A 21,606-nucleotide genomic window follows, 5' to 3' on the forward strand; every position below is an offset into this window, starting at 1 on the left:
CCATTGAACTTATGCACGCTTTTTCCCGTTTTTCCCATGAGTAGCCACAGCAGCCAGGCCGGCCCGATCAGCCGGATACTGCAACCGATCCGCGGGCGCCTGATCGTCGCAGCCGTGCTGGCCGGCACGGGTTCCATGCTGACCCTGGTGCCGCTGGCCGGCATCGCGCATATCGCCAGCATCGCCCTGTCCCCTGCGGCCGCGCAGCTTGGCATCTGGCCCACTATTCTCGTCAGCGTAGCCTGCCTGTTTGCCGGCATGGCCCTGATCACGCTGGGCGAGCTGGCCGCGCACCTGGCCGACAACCGCCTCACCCATCAATTGCGCCTGCAAGCCATGCAGCGCCTGGGGCAGGTGCCGCTGGGCTGGTTCACCAGCCGGGCCTCGGGCGAGGTCAAGCAGGCGATGCAGGACGACATCAATACCTTGCACAGCCTTACCGCCCACTTCTATACGACAACGGGACGCGCCGTGGGCGCCATCGCCATCTCCGTCGTGTACCTGTTCGCCATGGACTGGCGCCTGGCCATCGTTTCGATATTGCCATTTCCCGGCTTTTTCCTGTTCTTCGGCCGTGCCATGAAAGCCAGCGGCGGCAACATGGAACAATTCGTCGCCGGCATGGGACGCATCAACAATGCCGTGGTGGAGTTCGTCAACGGCATTCCCGTGGTCAAGGCCTTTGGCGCCACGGGGCGTGCGCACGGCAGCTACCGCGCGGCCGTCGATGCGTTTGCCGACGCGTTCGCCGCGTTTACGCGTCCGCTGGTCGGTTCCATGGCCAACGCCAACGCGCTGATAGCGCCCGTCGCCGTGCTGGGCGTGGTGGTGCTTGCCGGCACGGCCTTCGTGGCGCTGGAGGCGATGGCACCCGTCGATATCCTGCCGTTCGCCCTCGTGGCGCCCGGCATTTCCGCACCGATGCTGCTGCTACATTACCTCACGCATGACCTCAACAACGCCACGGGCGCGGCCCAGCGCGTGCAAGCCTTGCTCGATACGCCCGTGCTGGCGCAGCCGGCGCCCGGGCAGCAGCAGTTGCCCATCGGCACGGAGATCCGCATGGAGCACGTGGGCTATGCCTACGATGGCCAGAACAAGGTGCTGTCGGACATTACGCTCACTTTGCGTCCTGGCACGGTGACGGCCATCGTCGGCGCCTCCGGTTCCGGCAAGTCGACCCTGGCGCGGCTGCTGCTGCGCTTTTTCGACCCGAGCGAAGGGCGCATCACCCTGGGCGGCGTCGACCTGCGGCACATCGCCACGCCCGAGCTGTACCGGCGCATCGGTTTCGTGCTGCAGGAAGTGCGGCTGATCCACGCCAGCGTGCGCGAAAACATCGCGCTGGGCCGGCCATCTGCCAGTACGCATGAGATCGAAGCGGCGGCGCGCCTGGCGAACATCCACGAACGCATTCTGGCTTTGCCGCGCGGCTACGATTCCGTCATCGGCGAGGATGCGCAGCTGTCCGGCGGCGAGTTGCAGCGCGTGAGCATCGCCCGCGCCGTGCTGCTCGACCCGTCCGTGCTGGTGCTCGATGAAGCGACGGCCGCGGCGGACGCCGAAAACGAAGTGGCGATCCAGGACGCCCTGTCGCGCTTTGCCCAGGGCCGAACCCTGCTGGTGATCGCGCACCGGCTCGACACGGTCATGCATGCCGACAACATCGTCGTGGTCGAGAACGGCGCCATCGTCGAGCAGGGCAGCCATGCCGGCTTGCTCGCCCACCAGGGCCGCTATGCGCAACTGTGGGCGCTGGGCGGCTATCAAGATTCCCAGGAAGATGCGGTGCTCCCATGCTGAAAACATTTATTCAACTGCTGGGCGATGACGCGCCCGTGTTCCGCCGCTACTGCGCCATGGCGCTCGCGTACGGCGTGCTCAGCGGACTGACGATCACGGCGCTGGTGCTGGCCCTGGGCCGGCTGCTGGCTGGCGACCTGGACGGCGCGGCCCTGTGGCTGCTGGTGCTGCTGGCCGGGCTGGTCGCCTGCTGGGCCTGGCGGCGCCAGGTGGAAAAAGCGGGCGTGCGCGTGGGTGTGACGGTCTTGCAAGGGGCGCGCCAGCGCCTGGGCGACCACGTGGCGCGCCTGCCCGTCGGCTGGTTCACGCCGGAAAATACGGCAAAACTTGGTCACGTCATTACGCAGGGCATGATGAATGTGGCGCAGCTGCCGGCCCACGTATTGACGCCCGTGATCTGCGGCGCCGTCACGCCCGTCGTATTGCTCGCCGCGCTGTTCGCGCTGCACTGGCAGCTGGGTCTCATCGCGTTGCTGGCGCTGCCTCTGCTGGCTGGCGCCTTGCGGCTGACGGCGCACCTGGGCCAGCGCGCCGACGATGCCTATCACCACCACTTTGCCCAGACCAGCCAGCGCCTGGTCGAGTTTGCGCAAGCCCAATCGGTGCTGCGTGCATTTAACGGCGAAAATGCGGATGGTGGCACGCGTTTCCTCAAGCAAGCCATCGACGCGCAGCGCCACTCAGGCACGCGGCTGATCTATCTTTCCGCGCTGTCTTCCGTGCTCAACGCCTGGACCGTGCAAGCCATCTTCGCCGCCTTGCTGGCCGTTGCCGCGCTGTGGCTGCAGGGTTTGCTGGGGGCGGCATCGGCTGCGGGTGACGCTATTTCTGTCATCGTGGCATTGCTGCTGGTGGTGCGCTTTGTCGACCCGTTGCAGGAAGTGGCCAGCTATGGTGAAGTGCTGCGCGGCGCGCGCGGTCCGCTCGATGCGGCGCGCGAGATGTTCGCCGTGCAGCCCTTGCCGGAAGCACAGCAGCCGCAAGCGCCGCGCGATGGTTCCGTTGAGTTGCGCAACGTGCACTTCCGCTATGCACCGGACCAGCCCGACGTCTTGACGGACATCAACCTGAAGATTGCGCCGGGCAGCATGACGGCGCTGATCGGCGCTTCCGGTTCCGGCAAGACGACCCTGGTGCGCCTGATCGCGCGCTTCTTTGACGCCAGTGCGGGTGCGGTGCTGGTGGGTGGCGTCGATGTGCGCGACATGTCCAGCGAGCAATTGGCCGGCCAGATCAGCCAGATCTTCCAGGACAGCTATCTGTTCCAGGGCAGCATCGGTGACAACATCCGCATCGGCGAGCCGGACGCGACCGAGGCCGAGGTGCTGGACGCTGCGCGCCAGGCGGGCGTGGCCGAGATCATCGCCCGCTTGCCGCAGGGACTCGATACCCTGGTGGGCGAGGGCGGCGCGCGCCTGTCCGGCGGCGAACGCCAGCGCATCGCCATCGCCCGCGCGCTGGTCAAGGATGCGCCGATTTTGCTGGTCGACGAGGCGACGGCCGCGCTCGACGCGGAAAACCAGGCCGCCATCGCCGAAGCGCTGGCGCGGCTGCGCGGCAAGCGCACGGTGATCGTCATCGCGCACCAGTTGTCGACGGTGGCCATGGCTGACCAGATCGTCGTGCTCGATGGCGGCACCCTGGGCGAGCAGGGCGCGCCAGCTACCTTGCGCGCGCAGGGCGGCCTGTATGCCCACTTCCTGACCCAGCGCCAGGCGGCCAAGGGCTGGCGCATCGCCGCGCCTGCGCCGGAGTCCGGCATTTGACACACGCGCGTCTGCTTTTCCTTTTCGTGCTGCTGTGCTGCGCCTCCTTGCTGGTGGGCGCCAGGCAGATGGAGTGGGCACAACTGTTGTCATCGTCCGGCGCGCTGTCTGCCGATGCTTGGCTGACCCTGACGGCCAGCCGGCTGCCGCGTCTGGCGGCGCTGGTGCTGACGGGCGTGGGCCTGTCCGTGTGCGGCGTCATCCTGCAGCACATCGTGCGCAACAAATTCGTCGAGCCGGCCACCTCGGGCGGCCTCGACGCGGCCAAGCTGGGCATCCTCGTGGCGCTGACCGTGGCGCCAGCGGCGGGCACGGCGGGCAAGATTGCGTTCGCGCTGGCCTTCTGCCTTGCCGCCAGCGTACTGTACGTGGCCCTGATCCGCCGCATCCGCTTCAAGAACACGATACTCGTCCCCGTGATCGGCCTCGTGTATGGCGGCGTGCTGAGCGCCGTGGCCGAGTTCTATGCCTACCGCAACAACATGTTGCAAAACATGCAGGGCTGGCTGCTCGGCGATTTTTCGCGCATCGTGCAGGGTAACTATGAAATCATTTACCTGATCCTGCCCATCGTTGCCCTCACGTATGTGTACGCGCAGCGTTTTACCGTGCTGGGCATGGGCGAGGGCATGGCGACCAGCCTGGGCCTGAACTATGCGGGCACGGTGGCGCTGGGCCTGATGCTGGTGGCCGTCACGGTGGCGGCCACGGTGATCACGGTGGGAGCGATCCCGTTTGTCGGGCTGGCCATCCCCAACCTGGTGGCCTTGCGCTACGGCGACAAGCTGGACCGCACCTTGCCCATCGTCGCCCTGTGCGGCGCGTCGCTGCTGCTGGCCTGCGACATCGCCGGGCGCTTGCTGATCTACCCGTTCGAAGTGCCGATCGGCATGACGGCGGGCGGCGTGGGCGGGGTGCTGTTCCTCGTCCTGATCATCCGGGGGCGGCGATGAAGCGCAGTGTGAACCAGCGGACGCTGTGGCTGGCCGTGCTTGCTTTGGCCGTGGTGTTTCTCTTCCTCGGCGCCAATCTCGACTTCGATTACATCATCCCCAAGCGCCTCTCTCGCCTGGCCGCCATCGCCATCGGCGGCGTTTGCGTGGCCGTGTCGTCGATTGTGTTCCAGACCATCGCCGGCAACCGGATACTGACGCCGGCCGTCATGGGTTATGAAGCCGTGTACCTGCTGCTGCAATCGCTGCTGATCCTCGCGATGGGCATGCACAGCGTCGTACTGCTGGGACAGAACGGCAATTTTGTGCTGTCGATCGCGCTGATGCTCGCGTATTCCTGGGCCATCCACTATTGGCTGTTTCGTGATGGCAAGAACAACGTGTATTTTTTGCTGCTGCTGGGTTTTGTCCTGACGATGGTGATCGGCACGTTCACCCAGTTCATCCAGCTGCGTATCAGTCCCGGCGAATTTGCCATCCTGCAAGGTTTCAGCCAGGCCTCGTTCAACAAGGCGCAGCCCGCACAATTGCTGACCTCGGCCCTGCTGGCGGGCGCCGCCTGTGTGGCTGTGCTGAAAACCCTGCCGGCGCTCGACGTGCTGGCGCTGGGGCGCGAACAGGCGATCTCGCTCGGTATCGATTACCGGCGCATGGTGCGGCTGCAGCTGACGCTGATCGCCGTGCTGGTGGCCGTGTCGACGAGTTTGCTGGGCCCCACGGCCTTCATGGGCATCTTCGTGGCAAACACGACCTATGCCCTGGCCCGCACGGCGCGCCATCGCGCGACCTTGCCGCTGGGTTGCGCCATCGCCATCGTCATCTTCCTGGCCGCCCAGCTTCTGGTCGAGCACGTTTTCAATTACCGGACCACGGTTGGCATCCTCGTCAACCTCGTATGTGGCGCGTATTTCCTCGCGCTCATGGTTCGCACCCGAGGCACCGCATGATTCACGTCAACCAGATTGAAAAAAGCTACGGAGAAAAGCGCGTGCTGGCCCACGTCAGCGCGCAGTTTCCCAAGGGCAAAGTGACGTCTCTGATCGGTCCGAATGGCGCCGGCAAGACGACCTTGCTGATGCTCATCGCGCGCCTGCAGGAAGCGAATGGCGGCGAGATTACGATAGACGGGCGCAGCATCGCGGCCATCAAGATCCAGGACTATGCAAGACGGGTGGCCACCCTGCGCCAGTCGCCCGATTTTCATTTGCGCCTGACGGTGGAAGAGCTCGTCGCCTTCGGCCGCTTCCCCTACAGCCGAGGTAGCTTGACGGCGCAAGACCGGCAAGCCATCGATGACGCCATCGCCTTTCTGTCGCTGGAAAACTTGCGCGCCAGCTACGTCGATGAGCTGAGCGGCGGCCAGCGCCAGATGGCCTTCCTGGCCATGACGATCGCCCAGCAAACGGATATTCTGCTGCTCGACGAGCCGCTCAACAACCTCGACATGAAGCACGCCGTGCAGATCATGCGCGCGCTGCGCCGCCTGTGCGACGAGCAGGGCCGCACCGTGATCCTGGTGATCCACGACATCAATTTCGCCGCCAATTATTCCGACCACATCGTTGCCATGCAGGGCGGCGCCGTGCGCTTTGCTGGTCCCGCGCACGAGGTCGTCACCGAGGCACGCTTGCGCGCGCTGTACGACATCGATTTTCACATCGTGCTCAATGAGCGCGGCTGCGTCTGCAATTACTTTACCCCCACAGGAGCTTGAGATGATCTGGAACAAATCCCACTGCGCGCTGGCCGTGCTGCTCGCCGCCATGGCCGTCCTGCAAGGCTGCACCGACAAGGCGTCCACGGCACCGCCAGCGCCTGCCGCTTCCGCGTCGGAGCAGGCATTTACTCCCATCACCATTGAGCACAAGCTGGGCACGACGGTGATCCAACAGCGTCCGCAGAGGGTGGCCGTGCTCGACATGAACGAAGTCGATTTCCTCGACCAGCTGGGCGTGCCCGTGGCCGGCATGGTGAAGGATTATGTGCCGCATTTCCTCACGCGCTACAAGGACGACGCGAACATCCGCGACCTGGGCGCCATAGTGCAGCCGAACCTGGAACACATCCACGCGCTCCAGCCCGATCTGATACTGATGACGTCGATCCAGGCCAACCATTACAAGGAACTGAGCCAGATCGCGCCTACCCTGCATTTCGACGTGGATTACCAGAACAGCGAAAGCCAGCACATCGAGGTGGTCAAGCAGCACTTGCTGACCCTGGGCCGCATCTTCGGCAAGGAAGATCTCGCCAGCCGGAAAGCCGCCGAGCTTGACGCGAAGGTGACGGATGCGCGCAAAATGACGCAGGAGCGTCCCGAGAAGGCGCTCATCGTGCTGCACAATAATGGCGCCTTCAGCTCCTTTGGCGTGCGGTCGCGCTACGGTTTCGTCTTCGATGCGCTGGGCGTGAAACCGGCCAGCACGGCCATCGAAGCGGGCTTGCATGGGCAACCGATTTCCAGCGAATTCATCCAGCAAGCCAACCCCGACATCATCTATGTGGTCGACCGGACGGCCGTGATGGAACACCGTCCCGTCATGACGGCCGAGCAGATGGCCAATCCGCTGCTGCGCCAGACCAATGCCTGGAAGAACGGCCGCGTGGTCTTCGTCGATGCGGACGCCTGGTACATCACGGCGGCCAGCGTGACGTCGCTGAAGCGGGTGATCGACGACGTGCTCAGGGGCTATCAATAATCTAAGTTATTTTTGTAATGATTCGTATTTGCATTGAGGGTTTTGCCTTTTCGTTCGGGAGATAGGGTGAGAACAAGCAATCATCCCCTCTGAAAGGATTTACCGTATGACACACCGCATGGCAACGCGCCACCTTCCCGCCTTGAACCTGAGCCGCATCGCCAACGCCGTGCAACTGGCGCTCGTCACGGGCTTGACCATGGGGGCGCTGGGCGTCGCGGCTCCGCCGGCCTACGCGCAAGCGGGGGCGGGGCAGGCCCGGCAAGCGTTCAGCGTGCCGGCCGGTGCGCTGGGCTCGGCGCTCAACATTTTCGCCGCCGAGGCGGGCGTGGAATTGACGGTCGAGGCGAGCCTGCTGCAAGGCAAGAACAGCGCCGGCCTGTCCGGCAGTTACAGCGTGCCCGAAGGCTTTTATGAATTGCTGCGCGGCCACGGCTTGCAGGCCGTACGCGAAGGCAATGGCAGCTATACGGTGCGCCGCGAAGCGGTGCATGGCGCAGCCGCCGAGGCCGCCGCGACCATGCCGGCTGTGACGGTGTGGGGCAAGGGCAACACGGTGACGGATGCTTACGCGGGTGGCCAAGTGGCGTCCGGCGGCCGCGTGGGATTCCTGGGCGACAAGGATTTCATGGAAACCCCGTTCAACACCATCAGCTATACGGATAAATTCATCGAAGACCGCCAGGCGCGCGACATCACCGATGTGATTGCCGCCACCGATCCCACCGTCTTCAGCAGCGGCATGACGGGCATCATCGGCGAGAACTATTCGATACGGGGCTTCAGCTCGAATATCGGCGACGTCGCGTTTGGCGGCCTGTACGGCATCTCGCCGTATTACCGCACCTCGCCTGAAATGTTCGAGCGCATCGAGGTGCTGAAAGGGCCATCGGCCTTGCTCAATGGCATGCCACCGGGCGGCTCGGTGGGCGGCAGCATCAACCTCGTGCCCAAGCGCGCGGGCGAGACGCCGCTGGCGAGGGTGACGGCATCGTATATGTCGGATGCGCAGTTCGGTGGGCATATTGATCTGGGCCAGCGCTTTGGCGAGCATAAACAGTTCGGCATCCGCGTCAACGGCGTCTACCGCGATGGCGACGGCGCCATCGACCACCAGAAAAAGAAGACCCGGCTCGTCTCCGTGGGCCTGGACTGGCGTGGCAACGGCGCGCGCCTGTCCGCCGACCTGTACCACAGCGAGGACCGTGCCGATGGCTTGAACCGGGGCGTCAACCTGGCCCCCGGCTTGCCCGTGCCGCGTCCGCCGAAAGCGGAAACCTTGCTCAATCCCAGCTGGGCGTTTTACGACACCAAGGACAAGGGCGCCATGCTGCGCGGCGAGCTGGACTTGAATGCGCAGGTGATGGCGTATGCCGCCGTGGGGGCCAGCCGGGCCGATTACCAGTCGACGGGCGCCTACCTGATCCAGGTGTTCAACACGGCCGGCGACTACCGCACCAATCTTGCCGACCTGGGTTTTGACGTGGAAAAGCAGTCAGCGGAAATTGGTTTGCGGGGCAAGTTGCGCACGGGCGACATCGGCCATCAATGGGCCGTCAACGCCACGTATTACCACCACACGGACAAGCAGTACGGACGCCGCAATACCCTGGCGAAAGACTGGATCACGAATATCTACCACCCCGTCTGGGGGCCGGCGACGCGCTTCGAGGCGCCGCAAATTTCCAAGGCGGAATTGCGCCTGGCCAGTGTCGGCCTGGTCGACACGCTGTCCTTTGCGCAAGACACCGTGCAGCTGACGGTGGGTCTGCGCCGCCAGGAAGTACTCAGCGACAGCTTCAATATCAAGACGGGCGCGCGCACCTCGCGCTATGACGAAGGCGCCACCACGCCGGCCGTCGCCCTGCTGGTCAAGGCCAGCAAGACTATCTCTCTGTACGGCAATTACATCGAAGGCTTGAGCCAGGGCGCCACGGCGCCGTTGACGGCGGCCAACTCGGGCGAAGTCTTTGCGCCCTACAAGTCGAAACAGGCGGAGCTTGGCGTCAAGGTCGACCTGGGCGAGTTCGCGCATACGGTCAGCCTGTATGAAATCAAGCGGCCCAGCAGCTATGTTGACCCGGTCAGCAATGTCTTTTCCTTTGGCGGGGAACAGCGCAACCGCGGCGTCGACTGGGGCTTCTTCGGTTCGCCCTTGCGCGACGTGCGCCTGATGGGCGGCGTGGCGTATGTCGACCCCGTCTTGAGCAAGACGGTGGGCGGCGCCAACCAGGGCAAGCAGGCCACGGGCGTGCCCAAGCTGCAAGCCAAGCTCGGCGTCGAGTGGGATACGCCCGCCATCCCCGGCGTGACCCTGACGGCGAATGCGACGGCGGCATCGAAGCAATACATCAATGCCGACAATTCGATGTCCGTGCCGGGCCGTACCGTGTTTGACCTGGGCGCCCGCTATGCGACGCAGGCGGCGGGCCGGCCCCTGACCGTGCGCGCCAGCGTGACGAACGTCGGCAACCGGGCGTACTGGGCGCTGCCGCAATGGACCAGCCTGGGCCTGGGTGCGCCGCGCACTTTCATGCTGTCGGCCACGACGGAGTTTTAATCCGGCTAGTCGTCTGGACCCCGCGCCAGACTGTCCGAGCGGCGCCACGTCCACATCAGGCCGATGCCGGCCGAGGTGCCGCTGTTCTGGCGCAGCAGGGGGCTGGCGCGGTTGGCGGCGCCTGAGTAGTTGTCGTAGCGCAAAAAAGCAAAGGCGCGCCAGTCCCGCTGCAGCCGGTACGAACCACCGAGGCCCAGGCGCGTGAGCATCAGCCCGCTTTTTGCCGCATACGCGGGGCGCTGACTGGTGGCAAACGCGGGGTTGACGCCATACAAGTAATCGTTGATGGCGGCATTGCCCAGCACGGCGCCCAGGCTGGCATCGACGTGCCATGCCTGGCCGTCATCGTTCAGACGGTAGAGCAGGCGCGGCTCGAAGGTGGTGCCCTGGCGGCGCAGGCCGCCGCGCGCTTCGATGACGGCGCGCAAGGGCAGTTCCAGTCCCAGGCGGCTGTGCTGGGTCGGCTCGGCCAGTTTGATTTTCAGGCGCGGGCCAAATTCCACCAGCGTACCCAGGTCTGGCATACCGCGCCGGGCCGGCACGTCGCTGGAGCGGGCCGGCAAGGACAGGGCAAAACCGATATCGAAGTCGAGGCGGTCCGTGTTGAACAGGCGCGCGCCCACGCCGGAGCGATCTGCGCGCAACACTTTCCCGCGATAAATCAGATAGGGCAGGGCCAGGCTGCGCGTCGAGCGTTCGCTGGCGCCCGGATAGGCGGGTGTGACGGCCGTGCCGCCAAACACGCCCGCTTCCCATAAGGGCAGCGGTGCTTCGGCGGCGCGCGCCGGCGCCAAGGCGGCGAAGAGGGCCGATGCTGTCAGCAAGGTGCGTGCGATATTCATCGAGGAACTCCGCAGGGTTTGCCGGCCTGTAGCGATTCCAGCGCCTTGTCGCTGAGCGCGCTCGATTGACCGCTTTTCTTTGCCAGCGCGATGGCCTGGCGGAAATGGAATTCGGCCGCATCGTCGCGGCAGGCTGCGCTGGCGGCCCGTCCCGCCTCGTGGTGCAGCCGCGCCTGCCAAGCGGGATCGCCATGGCCCAGTTCGACATTCCCGACGGCGTCCGCGTAGTTGCGCATGGCTAGCGCCCAGTCGCCCCGGCTGGCCGCCTCGCGTCCGAACTGTTCCTGCTGCGCCGCCGTGCGCAGTTCGATTTGCGTGGAGCAGGCGCTCAGTGCCATCAAGACGAGCGGCAGGACGAGGCAAGACCGGAAGGGGAACAGTGTGGACATGGCGCCACTGTAGCGCATGGGAAGGCGCGCACGTTTGCCCGATACGCATGAATTCGGGATTTTCCCCGGCATGGATGACATATAATTTGCACACGACTTTGTTATTTTTGACAGTACACTTCACGGGAGCACCATGTTTTCACGCAAATTCCATTCTTGTGCACAGCTGATGCTGGCTACCATGCTGATGGGCTTTATCGCCGCCTCCCCCGCGCGCGCGCAGCAGGCGGCCGTCAAATTGCCGAATGTAGTGATTCTGGCCACGGGCGGCACCATCGCCGGCAGCGGCGCCGACAGCACCACCACCGTCGGCTACACCTCGGCCACCGTGGGCGTCGAGCGCCTGATCGCGGCCGTGCCGGAATTGAAGAAAGTGGCAAACGTAAAAGGCGAGCAAGTGTTCCAGATCGCCAGCGAAAGCATGGGTAATAGCCACTGGCTGGCCCTGGCCAAGCGCATCAACGTGCTGCTCGCCTCGAACGAGGTCGATGGCGTGGTCGTGACGCACGGCACCGACACCATCGAGGAAACGGCGTATTTCCTGAACCTGACCGTGAAAAGCCATAAACCGGTGGTCGTGGTGGGCGCCATGCGTCCATCGACGGCCATTTCGGCTGACGGCCCGATCAACCTGTACAACGCCGTGATGCTGGCAGGTAGCAAGGAAGCCGTGGGCAAGGGCGTGCTGGTGGCCTTGAACGACCAGATCAACGCCGCGCGCGAAGTGACCAAAACCAACACTTCGACGACCGACACCTTCAAGTCGCCGGAACTGGGCATGCTTGGCTACATTCAGGGCAGCAAGGCCTTCTTCTACCGCCAGTCGACGCGCAAGCACACCCTGGAATCGGAATTTGACATCAGCAAGCTCGATGCCCTGCCGCAAGTGGACATCGTTTACGGCTACGCCAACATGAACCGTGTCGGCATGGACGCCTTCATCGCCGCTGGCGCCAAGGGCATCATCCACGCAGGCGTCGGCGATGGCAGCGTGGCCGCGCAAATGAAGCCGGCCCTGGTGGAAGCGCGCCAGAAGGGCGTGCTGATCGTGCGTTCGAGCCGTGTCGGCCAGGGCATCGTGGCGCGCAATGGCGAAGCCAACGACGATGAACTCGACAGTGTCGTGTCCGACACCCTGAATCCGCAAAAAGCCCGCATCCTGCTGATGCTGGCCTTGACCAAAACAAATAGCACGCAAGAAATCCAGCGTATTTTCTACACGTATTGATCCTTGTCATGCCGGGCCAGCCTTATTGGCTGAGCCTGGCCGATTTACGCTTGCCCGCTTTGCTGCCATACTTCGCTTCTGAATAACTTCCTGGCAGAAGCAGCAACACTGTTCCTTGTCCCTGGTTCATGGCTATCCTGTCCGACATCATCCTGTATCCGATCAAATCGTGCGCCGGCATCCATTTGCGCGAAGCGGTCCTGACGCGCTCGGGGCTGATGAGCGAGCACGTGTTCGACCGCGAATGGATGGTGGTCGATGAGCAGGGCCGCTTCCTGACCCAGCGCGAACATCCGCGCATGGCGCTGATCGTGCCGTCCATCAAGGCCACCACCCTGGAATTGCGCGCGCCGGGCATGCTGCGCCTGGAAATCGAGCTGGGTTTGCCGCATCCGCAACTGGCACCGATGCTGGACGTGCAAGTGTGGGACGATAGCGTGCGCGCCTACGATTGCGACGACGTCACGGCCACCTGGTTTTCCAACGCCATCGGCGTGCCGTGCCGGCTGGTGCGCTTTCACCCGGACGTGGTGCGCGCCACGAGCACCAAATGGACGGACGGCGTGGCTGCCGAGACCATGTTTGCCGATGGCTACCCGGTGCTGATCGCCGGCGCCGCTTCGCTCGATGACGTCAACGACAAGCTGCGCGCCGCCGGCCGCGAGGCCTTGCCGATGAACCGTTTCCGCCCCAACCTCGTCATCGGCGACATCGGCGCCTTCGAGGAAGACTACGCCGACTTCCTGCAATTCGGCGCGACCGTGCTAAAACCCGTCAAGCCGTGCTCGCGCTGCCCGATCCCGTCGGTGGACCAGGCCACGGGCGTGCCCGGACCGGACCCGCTCGATGTCATGCATGGCTACCGCGCCAAGCCCGAGCTCGACGGCGCCATCTGCTTCGGCATGAACGCCATCGTCACCGAAGGCGGCGATGAGCGTATCGTGGTGGGGCAGGACATCGGTTTCGAACTGGCATTTTAAGCATGGCGCCCGCACACAAGGGTTTAAGGTTTCTATGAATCAAGCAATACCGCCGGATCCGCGCATTGCCAGCCTCGAAGCCGAAAACCAGGCCTTGCGGGCGCGTATGGCTTTCCTGCTGGAACAGGTCGAGCGCAACCACGACATCATGTGCCGTCACCAGGCGTTCGACCTGGAAATCGTCGGCGCGTCCACGTTTCCCGAACTGATCGGCACCATCTTCCGCACCTTGCCCGTGATTTCCGACCTCGACGGCGTGACTTTGAGCCTGCTCGACGAGGATGACGATATCGTGCTGGTGATGGAAAAGCTGGGCGTCGATTTCAGCGCCTTTCCGCAGTTGCTGTTCGTGCATGCCGTGGCGGAGCTGGGTTTTGCCGCACCAAAGCCCGTGGCCGAGGGCGAAGCGGCCTTGCCGCCGATGCCGCTGCTGGGGGCCTTCGATGCGGCCGTGCATGGCCCGCGTTTTCCGGGTATCGATGCGCTGCGCAGCGTGGCGCTGGTGCCCTTGCTGCGCAACAAGCGCCTGATTGGCAGCCTGAACCTGGCCAGCAGCGACGTGACGCGCTTTACGCCCGCGCTGGGCACGGATTTCATCAAGCACATGGCGTCCATCATCGCCATTTGCCTGGAAAACGTGATCAGCAATGAAATGCTCAAATACATCGGCTTGACCGATTCTCTGACGGGCGTCTATAACCGCCGCTATATCGACCGCCGCCTGCTGGAAGAAATCGCCCGCGCGCGGCGCCAGAATTATTGCATCTCATGCATGTATATCGACATCGACCATTTCAAATTGGTCAATGACACGTACGGCCACCAGGGCGGCGATGAAGTGCTGCGCGAAGTGGCGACGCGCATCCGCATGGAATTGCGCCGCTCGGACGCGCTGGGCCGCTTCGGCGGCGAGGAATTCGTCGTGCTGCTGATCGACGCCGACCTCGACAGCGCGACCTTCGTGGCCGAGCGCATCCGCGCCAGCATCGCCGGCACCATGTTCGACTTGCCGGGCAGCGCGCAAGCGTGGGTCAGCGTGTCGATCGGCGTGGCCAGCCTGGAAGCGGACGCGGCGCTACTCCCCATCGAAACGGTGGCGCAGCAACTGGTGGCGCATGCCGACCAGGCCCTGTACCAGGCCAAGGCCGATGGCCGCAACAAGGTCGTCAGCTGGCAGGCACAGCCCGGTTAATTACTTTAACAGTAACGTTTCCGCTTTGGCCACGGCGTCGGCCGTGCCGCGCAGCACCACCACGTCGCCGCTGGCCAGTTGCGTCTCGGGCGTGACATCAAGGCGGCCGCGGCCGCGGCGAATGGTCGTCACGGCAGCGCCGCAGCCGGCCACGTCGATCGTGCTCAGGGGCAAGCCCACGCAGTGCGCGCCTTCGCTGACGGTGACCGTATGCAGGCGCTCCAGCTCGGCATCGTCACCCGCGTCGCTGGAACCGTGGAAATAGCCGCGCAGGGACGCATAACGCTCCTCGCGCGCCGCCTGCACCCGGTGCACCACGCGGCGCAGGGGCACGCCCATCATGATCAGCGCGTGCGAAGCGAGCATCAGACTGCCTTCCATCAATTCCGGCACCACTTCGGCCGCGCCCGCCTTCTTCAGCTGGTCGAGGTCGGTATCGTCGTGGCTGCGCACGATGACGGGCAAGGTCGGCGCCATTTCGTTAAGTAAATGCAATAATTTCAAGGCCGAGGGCGTGTTCGCGTACGTGATCACCACGGCGCTGGCCCGGTAGATACCGGCCGCCACCAGGCTTTCGCGCCGGCCCGCGTCGCCATACGACACATGGGCGCCAGCCAGCTGCGCTTCCTGCACCCGTTCCGGGTCCAGGTCCAGCGCGTGGTATTCGATCTTTTCTTCCGCCAGCAGGGTGGCCAGGCTTTGTCCGCTGCGCCCGAAGCCGGCGATCAGCACGTGTTTCTGCGAGGCCATGGTGCGCGTGGCGATCTTGGTCAGCGCCAGCGATTGCATCATCCAGTCGTTGGCCGCCAGTTTCATGACGATGGCGTCGGACTTGGCGATGAGGAAGGGCGCCACCAGCATCGACAGCACCATCGAGGCCAGCACCACCTGCACGACGAACGGGTCCATCAGCTTGATGCCGCCAGCCAGGTTCAGCAGCACGAAGCCGAACTCGCCCGCCTGCGCCAGTCCCAGTCCCGTGCGCAGGGCCACGCCGTTGCTGGAGCCGAATAGCCGGGCCAGGCCCGCGATCAGCGCGAATTTCAGCAGCACGGGGCCGCACAGCAGCAGCAAGACGAGCCACCAGTTGTCGAGTACGACGCGGATATTGAGCAGCATGCCGACGGTGATGAAGAACAGGCCCAGCAGCACGTCGCGGAAGGGCTTGATATCCTCTTCCACCTGGTGCTTGAATTCCGTCTCGGAAATGAGCATTCCGGCAACAAACGCGCCCAAGGCCAGCGACAGCCCGGCCCGCTCCGTGATCCAGGCCGCGCCGAGGGTGATCAGCAGCAGGTTGAGCATGAACAATTCTTGCGAGCGGCGCTTGGCGACGATGGTCAGCCAGCCGCGCACCAGTTTCTGGCCGATGAACAGCAGCAGGATCAGTACGACGAGGGCCTTGCCGCCGGCCCAGGCCAGGGTTTCGGCCAGGTTGTCCGAATCGCGCGTGAGGGCGGGAATCAGGATCAGCAGGGGCACGACGGCCAGGTCCTGGAACAGCAAGATGCCGATGATCTTGCGGCCGTGTTCGCTTTCGAGCTCCAGCCGCTCCGTGAGCATTTTCGAGACGATGGCCGTCGACGACATGGCCAGCGCGCCGCCCAGGGCGAACGCGGCTTGCCAGCTCAGGTGGATGTAGGCGGACAGATAATGTCCGACGAGCCAGCCGAAGACGACGGTGGCGATGATGGTGGTGACCACCTGCGCCATGCCAAGGCCGAAGACGATGCGCCGCATGGCGAGGAACTTGGGCAGAGAAAATTCGAGCCCGATGGAAAACATCAGGAAGACGACGCCGAATTCGGCCAGGGTGTGGCTGGCCTCGTTTTCCGCTGCCAGACCCAGCGCGTGGGGGCCGATGACGATGCCAACGGCCAGGTAGCCCAGCATGGGCGGCAAATGCAACATTCTGAAAGCGACCACGCCCAGCACGGCGCTGCCGAGTAACATCAGGGTCAGTTCAAGCGAGGAAAACATGGGTTGCCCGGTACGGTCAATGGAAATCGTTGTTTGTTGTGACTGGCAAGTTTTTTGCTTTCCTAATTCGTTTATACTTTGGGCATGAGTGTAACCCATGAAAAAACAATGCTGAAAGCTTTTGATCGAATTGACATGCAAGCGACGACCGAGCGCGCTGTCGCGCTGGCCCGCACCACCTTGCAGATCGAGTCCGACGCCATCGTTGCGCTGCACGCGCGCCTGGCCACGGACGACAGCGTGGGCCGCGCCGTGGCGCTGTTGCTGCAATGCAAAGGAAGAGTCGTCGTCTCCGGCATCGGCAAGTCCGGCCATATCGCGCGCAAGATTGCCGCCACCCTCGCTTCCACCGGCACGCCGGCCCTGTTCGTGCATCCGGCCGAAGCGGCCCATGGCGACCTGGGCATGGTCACCTCGGAAGATGCTTTTATTGCCATATCGTACTCCGGCGAATCATCGGAACTGATGGCCATCATGCCCGTCGTCAAGCGCATGGGCGGCGTGCTCATTTCCATGACGGGTAAACCGAATTCGAGCCTGGCCCAGCTGGCCGACGTGCACCTGGATGTTTCTGTTGAAAAAGAAGCCTGTCCGCTGAACCTGGCGCCGACGGCCAGCACCACCGTCACCCTGGCCCTGGGCGACGCGCTTGCCGTGGCCTTGCTCGACTTGCGCGGCTTCAAGGAAGAAGATTTTGCCCGCTCGCATCCGGGCGGCGCCCTGGGCCGCCGCCTGCTCACGCACGTGCATGACGTCATGCGCAGCGGCGAACGGGTGCCGCAAGTGTCCGTGCAGGCTTCCCTGCTGCAGGCGCTGGAAGAAATGACGAAGAAGGGCATGGGCATGACGGCCGTCGTCGACGCCGACGACCGCCCCGTGGGCGTGTTTACGGATGGCGACTTGCGCCGCATGTTCGAGCGCGTGCAGGATTTCACGCAAGTGGCGATCCGCGACGTCATGCATGCGCAGCCGCGCAGCATCGCGCCCGAACGCCTGGCCGTCGATGCCGTGGCCGTGATGGAGCAGTTCCGCATCAACCAGATGCTGGTCGTCGATGCCGACGGCAAGCTGGTGGGCGCGCTGCATATCCATGATCTGACGCAAGCGAAGGTGATTTGATGGACAGCGTAGCGGACAACCTGGCGCGCGCGGCCAAGGTCAGACTGATGATCTTTGACGTCGATGGCGTGCTCACCGACGGCAGCCTGCATTTCGGCCCGGACGGCGAGATGATGAAAACGTTTAATGTGTATGATGGCCTGGGCATCAAGCTGCTGCAGGAATCGGGCGTGCAGACGGCCATCATCAGCGCGCGCCGCTCGGCCATCACGGCACGCCGCGCGCAGGACCTGGGCATTACCCATGTGCACCAGGGCGGCCACGACAAGCTGACGCCGTTTCGCGAACTACTGGCGCTGACGGGCTTGACGGAAGAGCAATGCGGCTATATCGGCGACGACGTCATCGATGCGCCCATCCTGAAGCGCGTCGGTTTTGCCGTCAGCGTGCCGGGCGGGCGCCCGGAAGCGCAGGGCCTGGCGCACCATGTGACGCAGGCCGGCGGCGGCCGCGGCGCCGTGCGCGAGATCTGCGAATTCCTGCTGCGCGCCCAGGACAACTATGCGCGCGTCATGGCGCCGTTCCTGGAGTGAGGCGCGCCTTGCCGCCAGTGATATTGGAAAGAGTGAAACCCTATGCGTAAGCCAGGAGGCGCCCATCGCTGGCGCACGATTTTTACCCTGCTGGGCGCGGTTGTTGTCGCGCTGGCCAGCTTTTGGCTGCTCGAAGTGATGAACAAGAACAGCCAGGACATCAAGGCCAGCAAACATTTGGATGAGCCCGATTATTTCATCACCAATTTCAGCCTGGTGCGCATGGATTTGACGGGCAAACCCAGCTATATCGTGTCGGGCACCAAGCTCACGCATTATCCGGCCGACGATTCGTCCGATATCGACCAGCCCTTCGTGCGCAAGCTCACGCCAGGCATGCCGCCGTTGAACATGAATGCGGAACTGGCGCATATCGACCAGGACAATACCCGGCTGCAACTGCACCGCAAGGTCGTGATCGACCGCGTGGCCAGCCCGAAGGCGCAGAACCTGACGGTCAGGACGGAAGCGCTGACGGTGTTCCCGGATGAGGAAAGAATGGAAACGGACGTGCCTGTCGATATCCTGACGGGCGCCTCGCGCCTCAATGGCGTCGGCATGAAGGCCAATAACGCCACCGGCGTGGTGGAAGTGCAGAATGCGCTGCGCATGGTCCTACCGCCGAAACCGCGCCCGGCCGCGGCGGCAAAATGACAGAATGAAACAAGGAAACCATACTATGAAGAAGATCTTGCTGTTGACCGTATTTTCCCTGGCCATCATGGGCGTGGCGCATGCCGAGAAGGCCGATTCCGAGAAGGAAGCCGTCATCACGGCACGCAGCGGCCACGTCGATGACGTCAAGCAGGTGCGCACCCTGACGGGCGACGTCGTGCTGGTGAAAGGCACCCTGACCATGAAGGCGGGCCGGGCCCTGATCACGGAAGATCCGCAAGGCTACCAGTTCATTACCTTCTGGGCCGATCCCGGCAAGCTGGCCACCTTCCGCCAGAAGCGCGATGGCGCGGGCGACCTGTGGGTCGAAGGCGAAGCGGAGCGCGTGGAATACGACAACAAGACGGAAGTGGTGAAACTGTTTTCCAGAGCCAAGCTGACCCGCCTGGAAGGCACGAAAGTCACCGACGTGGCCAACGGCGCCTTCATCTCGTATGACAGCCGCAAGGAAGTGTTTGCGATGGAAAATTCCAACAGCGGCACCAGCACGCCCGATGGCGGCAGCGTGCGCATGGTGATCCAGCCGAAGACCAAGGCGCCGGCGGCGGAGAAAGCGCCGGCCACGCCCGCGCCAGGAAAGAAATAATGGAAAATACACGTTGCGGCAGCACCCTGATCGTTCGCGGTCTGCAAAAAACCTATGGCAAGCGGCAAGTCGTGCATGATGTCTCGCTGCAAGTCGAATGCGGCGAAGTGGTGGGTTTGCTGGGCCCGAACGGCGCCGGCAAGACCACCTCGTTCTACATGATCGTCGGCCTGGTGCCGTCGGACGGCGGCAGCATCGATATCAGCGGCGTGGACATTTCCAGCCTGCCGATTCACCGCCGCGCGCAGATGGGCCTGTCTTACCTGCCGCAGGAAGCGTCCGTTTTCCGCAAGCTGACGGTGGAAGACAATATCCGCGCCGTGCTGGAAATCCAGACCGTCGAAGGCCGTCCTTTGAAGAAGGCCGAGATCGAGGAGCGCCTGGACAAATTGCTGGCCGACTTGCAGATTGAAAAGCTGCGCGAGAACCAGGCCCTGTCCCTGTCTGGCGGCGAGCGCCGCCGCGTGGAAATCGCCCGCGCGCTGGCCACCGATCCCCGTTTCGTGCTGCTCGACGAGCCGTTCGCCGGCGTCGATCCGATCGCCGTGATCGAGATCCAGCGCATCGTGCGTTTCTTGAAGGAGCGCAATATCGGCGTGCTGATCACCGATCATAATGTGCGCGAGACGCTGGGTATCTGCGACCGTGCCTACATCATCAACCAGGGCTCGGTGCTGGCGTCGGGACGCCCCGACGACATCATCGCGAACGAGTCGGTACGCCGGGTCTATCTGGGCGAACACTTCCGCATGTAAGCCAATGAAACAATCATTGCAGCTGCGCACTTCGCAGCACCTGGCACTGACGCCGCAGTTGCAGCAATCGATACGCCTGTTGCAATTGTCTACCCTGGAATTGCACCAGGAGCTAGAGCAACTGCTGACGGACAATCCCTTGCTCGAACGCCTCGACGATCCGCTCGACCGTTCGCTGCGCCTGCTGTCCGATGGCGCCTTGAGTTCCACGGCGGCGCCGGCCGAAGCGCCGCCCCAGCCGCCAGGCCAGGAAGCGCCCGCCGCGCCGGCCGAAGCGGAAACTTTTGATGGCGAGGCGGGCGACAGTCCGGCCGCAGCCGAGGGCGGCGACAGCGACTGGAGCGAGGCGAGCCGGGGCAAGGCGCCCGACGACGAAGATTCGCGTCCGCAGCTGGAGGCCCATCACTGCACCCTGCGCGAACACCTGATGGAGCAGATGCGCGTGACGGTGCTCGAATTGCGCGACCGCGCGCTGGTCGAGCTGATCATCGACGCGCTCGACGACAATGGCTACCTGGAAGAGTCGCTCGACGACATCCTGGCGCGCCTGCCGGAAGAGCTGGAAATCGACGCCGACGAGATGCGCACGGCCTTGTCGCTGCTGCAAAGTTTCGATCCGCCCGGCGTGGGCGCGCGCAATGCGTCCGAATGCCTGGCCCTGCAAATCAAGCGCTTGCCGCACATCGCCATGGTGACGCGGCGCATGGCCCTCGTCATCGTGGAAAAGCACCTGGCCTGGTTTGCCCAGCGCGATTTCAACAAGCTGAAAAAAGCCCTCGATTGCGACGAGGAAGACTTGCGCGAAGCGCAGACGGTGATTCGCCAGTGCAATCCGCATCCGGGCGCCGTGTTCGCCTCGGACGTGTCCGATTACGTGGTGCCCGACGTCGTCGTCAAGCGCGCGCGCAATGGCTGGCAAGTGACCCTGAACAACGATGTGATGCCGCGCCTGCGCGTCAACGCCATGTACGCCAACCTGCTCAAGCAGGGCAAGGGCGAGGGCGCCATGGGCGCACAGTTGCAGGAAGCCAAGTGGCTGATCAAGAATATGCGCCAGCGTTTCGACACCATCCTGCGCGTGGCACAGGCGATAGTAGAAAGACAAAAGAACTTTTTCTCGCATGGGGCCGTTGCCATGCGCCCCCTTGTGCTCCGTGAAATAGCTGATACACTGGGTTTACACGAGAGTACTATCTCGCGGGTAACAACTCAAAAGTACATGCTGACCCCGCACGGCATGTTCGAGTTGAAATATTTCTTTGGTAGCCACGTCGCCACCGAAGCGGGGGGCGAAGCGTCATCGACGGCGATACGGGCATTGATCGTGCAACTGACAGGAGCAGAAGACCCTAAAAATCCTTTATCCGACAGTAAGATTGCGGACATGCTGGGGGAACAAGGCATGGTGATTGCGCGACGTACTGTTGCCAAATACCGGGAAGCGTTGAAAATTCCGCCAGTGAGCCTGCGTAAGTGTTTGTAAGTTTTTTTCGGTTCCTCTGCGGGCCGGATAGGATGGACCGCACGAACCCGATCATCTTTAGGA

Annotated in this window: 19 protein-coding genes; 16 read left to right on the plus strand and 3 right to left on the minus strand. The window is 63.7% G+C overall.

What is annotated here, in order from left to right:
- Positions 1-36 precede the first annotated feature (36 nt).
- From P9875_RS03570 to P9875_RS03600, 7 genes are all read left to right on the plus strand, one after another.
- Positions 37-1,803 (plus strand): ABC transporter ATP-binding protein, encoded by a 1,767-nt coding sequence (locus tag P9875_RS03570; protein WP_278317589.1) that lies wholly within the window; start codon positions 37-39, stop codon positions 1,801-1,803.
- Positions 1,797-3,569 (plus strand): ABC transporter ATP-binding protein, encoded by a 1,773-nt coding sequence (locus P9875_RS03575; protein WP_278317590.1) that lies wholly within the window; start codon positions 1,797-1,799, stop codon positions 3,567-3,569. The genes P9875_RS03570 and P9875_RS03575 overlap by 7 nt, the downstream gene beginning before the upstream one ends.
- The gene (locus tag P9875_RS03580; protein WP_278317591.1) at positions 3,566-4,522 is read left to right on the plus strand and encodes an ABC transporter permease; all 957 of its coding nucleotides are present in this window, start codon (positions 3,566-3,568) and stop codon (positions 4,520-4,522) included. Before P9875_RS03575 ends, P9875_RS03580 begins: the two co-directional genes overlap by 4 nt.
- Complete coding sequence (locus P9875_RS03585; protein WP_278317592.1) at positions 4,519-5,469, plus strand: iron chelate uptake ABC transporter family permease subunit; 951 nt, start codon at positions 4,519-4,521, stop codon at positions 5,467-5,469. The genes P9875_RS03580 and P9875_RS03585 overlap by 4 nt, the downstream gene beginning before the upstream one ends.
- Positions 5,466-6,236 carry an ABC transporter ATP-binding protein gene (locus P9875_RS03590; RefSeq protein ID WP_225242969.1) on the plus strand — a complete coding sequence of 257 codons (771 nt, stop codon included), beginning with the start codon at positions 5,466-5,468 and terminating at the stop codon, positions 6,234-6,236. The genes P9875_RS03585 and P9875_RS03590 overlap by 4 nt, the downstream gene beginning before the upstream one ends.
- Position 6,237: 1 nt before the next feature.
- Positions 6,238-7,221 carry a siderophore ABC transporter substrate-binding protein gene (locus tag P9875_RS03595; protein ID WP_225242968.1) on the plus strand — a complete coding sequence of 328 codons (984 nt, stop codon included), beginning with the start codon at positions 6,238-6,240 and terminating at the stop codon, positions 7,219-7,221.
- Between the two features lie 106 nt (positions 7,222-7,327).
- Positions 7,328-9,781 (plus strand): TonB-dependent receptor, encoded by a 2,454-nt coding sequence (locus P9875_RS03600; protein ID WP_278317593.1) that lies wholly within the window; start codon positions 7,328-7,330, stop codon positions 9,779-9,781.
- A gap of 5 nt (positions 9,782-9,786) precedes the next feature.
- On the opposite strand, the gene P9875_RS03605 is transcribed toward P9875_RS03600, so the two are convergent.
- Together P9875_RS03605 and P9875_RS03610 are read right to left on the minus strand one after the other, a co-directional pair.
- Positions 9,787-10,623: a MipA/OmpV family protein gene (locus P9875_RS03605; RefSeq protein ID WP_278317594.1), complete on the minus strand. Its 837-nt coding sequence runs from the start codon at positions 10,621-10,623 to the stop codon at positions 9,787-9,789.
- Complete coding sequence (locus tag P9875_RS03610) at positions 10,620-11,012, minus strand: hypothetical protein (protein ID WP_278317595.1); 393 nt, start codon at positions 11,010-11,012, stop codon at positions 10,620-10,622. Before P9875_RS03610 ends, P9875_RS03605 begins: the two co-directional genes overlap by 4 nt.
- Before the next feature lie 133 nt (positions 11,013-11,145).
- Here P9875_RS03610 and P9875_RS03615 point away from each other — a divergent pair, with 133 nt between their 5' ends.
- The 3 genes from P9875_RS03615 (at position 11,146) to P9875_RS03625 (ending at position 14,412) form a co-directional block, all read left to right on the plus strand.
- Positions 11,146-12,240: a type II asparaginase gene (locus P9875_RS03615; RefSeq protein WP_081922672.1), complete on the plus strand. Its 1,095-nt coding sequence runs from the start codon at positions 11,146-11,148 to the stop codon at positions 12,238-12,240.
- Between the two features lie 128 nt (positions 12,241-12,368).
- Positions 12,369-13,220: an MOSC domain-containing protein gene (locus P9875_RS03620; protein WP_278317596.1), complete on the plus strand. Its 852-nt coding sequence runs from the start codon at positions 12,369-12,371 to the stop codon at positions 13,218-13,220.
- 34 nt (positions 13,221-13,254) lie between these two features.
- On the plus strand, positions 13,255-14,412 hold the full coding sequence (locus P9875_RS03625; protein ID WP_278317597.1) for a GGDEF domain-containing protein: 1,158 nt from the start codon (positions 13,255-13,257) through the stop codon (positions 14,410-14,412).
- On the opposite strand, the gene P9875_RS03630 is transcribed toward P9875_RS03625, so the two are convergent.
- On the minus strand, positions 14,413-16,392 hold the full coding sequence (locus tag P9875_RS03630; RefSeq protein ID WP_035824107.1) for a monovalent cation:proton antiporter family protein: 1,980 nt from the start codon (positions 16,390-16,392) through the stop codon (positions 14,413-14,415). It lies immediately after the preceding gene.
- A 108-nt stretch (positions 16,393-16,500) separates the two neighbouring features.
- On the opposite strand from P9875_RS03630, the gene P9875_RS03635 reads away from it, so the two are divergent.
- From P9875_RS03635 to P9875_RS03660, 6 genes are read left to right on the plus strand one after another with little or no spacing between them, the layout of a single operon-like run.
- A complete protein-coding gene (locus P9875_RS03635; RefSeq protein ID WP_278317598.1) occupies positions 16,501-17,511 on the plus strand; it encodes a KpsF/GutQ family sugar-phosphate isomerase in 1,011 nt (336 codons plus the stop codon).
- Positions 17,511-18,044, plus strand: coding sequence for a KdsC family phosphatase (locus tag P9875_RS03640; protein WP_035824109.1), 534 nt, complete (start codon positions 17,511-17,513; stop codon positions 18,042-18,044). Before P9875_RS03635 ends, P9875_RS03640 begins: the two co-directional genes overlap by 1 nt.
- 42 nt (positions 18,045-18,086) lie before the next feature.
- Positions 18,087-18,698, plus strand: coding sequence for an LPS export ABC transporter periplasmic protein LptC (gene lptC / locus P9875_RS03645; RefSeq protein WP_035824112.1), 612 nt, complete (start codon positions 18,087-18,089; stop codon positions 18,696-18,698).
- Positions 18,699-18,723: 25 nt separating this feature from the next.
- Positions 18,724-19,305: a lipopolysaccharide transport periplasmic protein LptA gene (gene lptA / locus P9875_RS03650; protein WP_035824115.1), complete on the plus strand. Its 582-nt coding sequence runs from the start codon at positions 18,724-18,726 to the stop codon at positions 19,303-19,305.
- Positions 19,305-20,060 (plus strand): LPS export ABC transporter ATP-binding protein, encoded by a 756-nt coding sequence (gene lptB, locus P9875_RS03655; RefSeq protein ID WP_035824117.1) that lies wholly within the window; start codon positions 19,305-19,307, stop codon positions 20,058-20,060. Before lptA ends, lptB begins: the two co-directional genes overlap by 1 nt.
- A gap of 4 nt (positions 20,061-20,064) precedes the next feature.
- Positions 20,065-21,543: an RNA polymerase factor sigma-54 gene (locus tag P9875_RS03660; RefSeq protein WP_278317599.1), complete on the plus strand. Its 1,479-nt coding sequence runs from the start codon at positions 20,065-20,067 to the stop codon at positions 21,541-21,543.
- Positions 21,544-21,606 lie beyond the last annotated feature (63 nt).

The sequence above is a fragment of the Janthinobacterium rivuli genome (assembly GCF_029690045.1).
Classification (GTDB): domain Bacteria; phylum Pseudomonadota; class Gammaproteobacteria; order Burkholderiales; family Burkholderiaceae_D; genus Janthinobacterium; species Janthinobacterium rivuli.